We start from the raw sequence: 3684 nt of genomic DNA, 5'->3' as shown, positions 1-3684 counted from the left end.
TGCTAAGCCAAGCCCTTCTTTCTTTCGGTTCCCCCTTTGGGAGGATCCAATGAGCTCAGTGCTGCCAAAGCTGGCTCTGACGTTGGGAGATCCGGCGGGGATTGGGCCGGAAATTGTGCTCAAGGCCCTGGCGGATCCCCAAGTGCAGGCCTGCGCCCAGATAACCGTAGTAGGCGAGCGGCAGGTTTTGCAGGCTGCCCACCGCCTCTTGAAAGCAAAAGGGGTAACGGATCCCTTAGCCGACCCGGCAGGGATCCCAGTCCTGGAGTGCCCCAGCGGCTTCCACCTAGAGCCCTCGCGCGTGGGTCGGGGGGATGCCGAGAGCGGGGCAGCCAGCTTTGGCTACCTGAAAGCAGCTATTGAAGAGGCGCTGCGGGGGCAGTTCCAAGGGATCGTGACCGCCCCCATCGCCAAATACCTCTGGCACCAGGCGGGCTACCCCTTTCCCGGTCAGACCGAAGTCCTGGCCCAGCTCAGCGGGCGCGAGCGCTACGGCATGCTGTTTGTGGCCCGTTCCCCCCACAGCGGCTGGCAGCTCCGAGTTCTGCTGGCCACCACCCATATTCCCTTGCGCCAGGTGCCCCTCACCCTTACCCCCGAACTGGTGCGCACAAAGCTGGACCTGCTGGCGGGATCCCTGCGCCAGCTCTTTGCAATTGCCGATCCCGTCATTGCCGTGGCTGGCCTCAACCCCCATGCCGGCGAACAGGGGCAACTGGGCTCAGAGGAGCAGGAGTGGCTGGCGGAGCTGCTAGGTAGTTATCCCCACGCCAAAATCTGGGGGCCCCTCCCCCCCGATACGATGTGGCTGGCTCCCGCCCAGGCTTGGTATGGCCAAGGATCCCCCGCCGTTGCCGACGCCTACCTGGCCCTCTACCACGACCAAGGCCTGATCCCTGTAAAACTGCTGGCGTTTGACCGGGCCGTCAACCTGACCCTGGGGCTGCCCTTCATCCGCACCTCCCCCGACCACGGCACCGCCTTTGCCATAGCCGGGCAAGGGGTGGCCCGGGCCGAGAGCCTCAAGCAGGCCATCCTGCTGGCAGCCGAGTTGGCCCTTAGCTCCGTCGCAGCGTCTCGATCCCTTCAGGGCTAGCAATAATGGCCTCCGTGGCCATGCCGATAAACAGGCCGTGCTCCACCACCCCCACCGTTCCCTTGAGTTGCTCAGCCAGCTTGGCTGGATCGGCGATGGGGCCAAACTGGCAGTCGAGGATGTAGTGCTGCTCGTCGGTGAGGTAGGGATCCCCGTCGGCATTGCGCCGCAGCACCGCCTGACAGCCCAGGGCCTCCACCCGCGCTAGGGTCGTCTTCCAGCCAAAGCGCACCACCTCCACCGGCACCGGAAAGCGCGTGCCCAAATGCGGCACCTTCTTGGAGGCATCGGCAATAATGATGAGCTCGGCAGCGCTGGCCTCCACCAATTTTTCCCGCAGCAGAGCTCCCCCCGCTCCTTTGATTAGGTTGAGGGATCCCACTTCAATTTCATCGGCGCCGTCAATGGCCAAATCTAGGCGCGGCTGCTCCTCCAGCGTGGCCAGCGGGATCCCTAGCGAGCGGGCTTGTTCCGCTGTGCGCTCTGAGGTGGGCACCCCGATAAACTGCAGCCCCTCCTTTTGCATCCGCTCCGCCAGGGCGCTCACGGCAAAAGCAGCTGTGGATCCCGTGCCCAGCCCCACCACCATCCCTGACTGCACCTTTTGAGCCGCCGCTTGGGCTGCTGCCTGTTTTAGCTCATCTGCACTGGCCATAGTCCAACCAGATTATCTTACCGTCCGCTCCAGCTAAAGCCTGGCGGTGCCTCCACCACCTGGCCAAAGAGATCGTAGGGCTCGGCCCGCGTAATCTGCACCGGCACCAGGGATCCCAGGGATCCCGGCCCGCGCACGTACACCACCCCGTCCACCTCAGGGGCAAAGCGGGGGGAGCGACCAATCCACTCGCCAGTGCGGGGGTTTTCCTGCTCCAGGAGCACAGGCACCACCCGGCCCACCTGCTCGCGGTTGCGGCGGAAGGCGATCCCCTGTTGCAGTTGCATTAGGCGGGCGCGGCGCTCTTTTTTGACGCGCTCAGGCACTGGGTGGGGGAGGTGGTAGGCGGGGGTACCTTCCTCAGGAGAAAAAGTAAACACCCCCACATGGTCAAATTGGTGGCGCTGCACAAAGTCCAACAGATGCTGGAAGTGCTCCTCCGTCTCGCCGGGAAAGCCCACAATAAAGCTGGTGCGCAGCACAGCGTTGGGCAGCGCCTGGCGCAGCCGCTCGATGACCCGGTCGTTGACCTGGCCCTGCCAGGGGCGGTTCATGGCCTTGAGGATCTCGGGATGGCTGTGCTGCAGCGGCAGATCCAGATAGGGCAAGAAATTGGGCGTCTCTTCAATGGCCTCCACCACGGCTGGGGTGATGCCCGTGGGGTAGGCGTAGAGCATGCGGATCCAGGGAATGGGAACCTGGCCTAGGGCGCGGATGAGCTCGGCCAGCCGTGGCTCCCCGTACAGGTCGATCCCGTAGTTGGTGGTGATCTGGGAAATGAGGATGAGCTCCTGCACCCCTTCTGCAGCCAGCTGTTCTGCCTCGCGCAGGATAGACTCGATGGAGCGGGAGCGTTGCTTGCCCCGCAGGTGGGGGATGATGCAGAAAGAGCAGCGATAGTCACACCCTTCAGCTACCCGCAGGTAGGCCACCGGCGCGTGGGTGGTGCGATAGCGGGGGACGGTCTCATCGGCAATGTAGTCCAAGCTGGAGGTAACGGCGTTAACCCGCTCTCCCCGCTCCACCCGCTCAATCACCTGGACAATTTGGTGGTAGTCGCTAGTGCCCACAATGGCCACTGCCTCCGGGATCTCCCGCAGCAGCTCCTCTTGGAAGTGTTGCGCCAAGCAGCCGGCGATGATGATCTTCTTGCCCTGTACCGCCAGCTCCATCAGGGTGCTGACCGACTCCCGCCGCGCCGCCTCGATGAAGCTGCAGGTGTTGACGATAACGTAGTCGGCGCTGTCTTCATCCCCTTCCACCCGGTAGCCCGCCTGGGCCAGCAGACCCATCATGTGTTCTGTGTCCACCCGGTTTTTCTCACAGCCCAGGTGCACAACGGCAACGGCCGGTGCTTCCTTTGGAGGAGCGACAGGGCCGCGAGAGGGTGTAGGCAAAGCGGTCTCCAACCGGTTCATAGCCACAGGAGAGGCCGAGAAAATGGCGACAGCACAAATTAAAGCTTTCTTATTCTAGTTCTAGTTGGGCTTCGCTTCTGAAGGCGGGGAGGAGGATCGTCTGCCCACCAGCTCAATCGGCCTACCCCCCAAGTTGAACCCACACCAAGCCAAGAGCTACAGCCACTGCCAGACCGCTGGCCACCCAACTGCAGGGATCCCCTGCCCTCTCTTCTGGGAGCAAGGGCGCTTTTCCGTAGCCCCGCAGGCGCAGCGCCTGATAGACGCGCTCAGAGCGCTCGTAGCTGCGCACTAGGAGAGTGCCTACGGCAGCAGCCAGGAAGGGCAGGTCTTGGCGCAAGGCCGGGCCCGGGCGCCACAGGGATCCCCGTGGTTGCCAGCCCCTCAAGCGGGCTGCTCGTTGCATCTGCTGCCACTGGGCGCCTATCTCCTGCAAATAGCGCTGCGTCAACCAGGCCAGTTCCAGCAGGAGGTCGGGGATCCCTACAGCCCGCAGAGCTGCCAGCAGGGCTGGC

Annotated in this window: 4 protein-coding genes; 1 reads left to right on the top strand and 3 read right to left on the bottom strand. The window is 63.7% G+C overall.

Annotated elements, in window-relative coordinates:
• Window positions 1–49: 49 nt before the first annotated feature.
• Window positions 50–1096 (top strand): 4-hydroxythreonine-4-phosphate dehydrogenase PdxA, encoded by a 1047-nt coding sequence (pdxA, locus tag NW835_RS08245; protein ID WP_414415019.1) that lies wholly within the window; start codon window positions 50–52, stop codon window positions 1094–1096.
• On the opposite strand, the gene rpiA is transcribed toward pdxA, so the two are convergent.
• From rpiA to NW835_RS08230, 3 genes are all read right to left on the bottom strand, one after another.
• Window positions 1059–1751, bottom strand: coding sequence for a ribose-5-phosphate isomerase RpiA (gene rpiA / locus NW835_RS08240; protein ID WP_414378665.1), 693 nt, complete (start codon window positions 1749–1751; stop codon window positions 1059–1061). The two genes, pdxA and rpiA, sit on opposite strands and share 38 nt — an antisense overlap.
• Before the next feature lie 17 nt (window positions 1752–1768).
• The gene (gene rimO, locus NW835_RS08235) at window positions 1769–3148 is read right to left on the bottom strand and encodes a 30S ribosomal protein S12 methylthiotransferase RimO (RefSeq protein ID WP_414386374.1); all 1380 of its coding nucleotides are present in this window, start codon (window positions 3146–3148) and stop codon (window positions 1769–1771) included.
• A 142-nt stretch (window positions 3149–3290) separates the two neighbouring features.
• Window positions 3291–3684 (bottom strand): energy-coupling factor transporter transmembrane component T (locus tag NW835_RS08230; protein ID WP_414415018.1); only part of this gene is annotated, 394 nt, incomplete at its 5' end.

The organism is Synechococcus sp. OH2 (assembly GCF_047462155.1).
In the GTDB taxonomy this organism is placed as follows: domain Bacteria; phylum Cyanobacteriota; class Cyanobacteriia; order Thermostichales; family Thermostichaceae; genus Thermostichus.
The sequence above is the reverse complement of the archived record's forward strand: the minus strand, read 5'-3'. Positions and strand labels throughout refer to the sequence as shown.

What these genes read in the sequence shown, in the direction of transcription:
- pdxA (WP_414415019.1), top strand. Translation starts at nt 50, where the DNA reads ATGAGCTCAGTGCTGCCAAAGCTGGCTCTGACGTTGGGAGATCCGGCG.
- rpiA (WP_414378665.1), bottom strand. Translation starts at nt 1,751, where the DNA reads ATGGCCAGTGCAGATGAGCTAAAACAGGCAGCAGCCCAAGCGGCGGCT.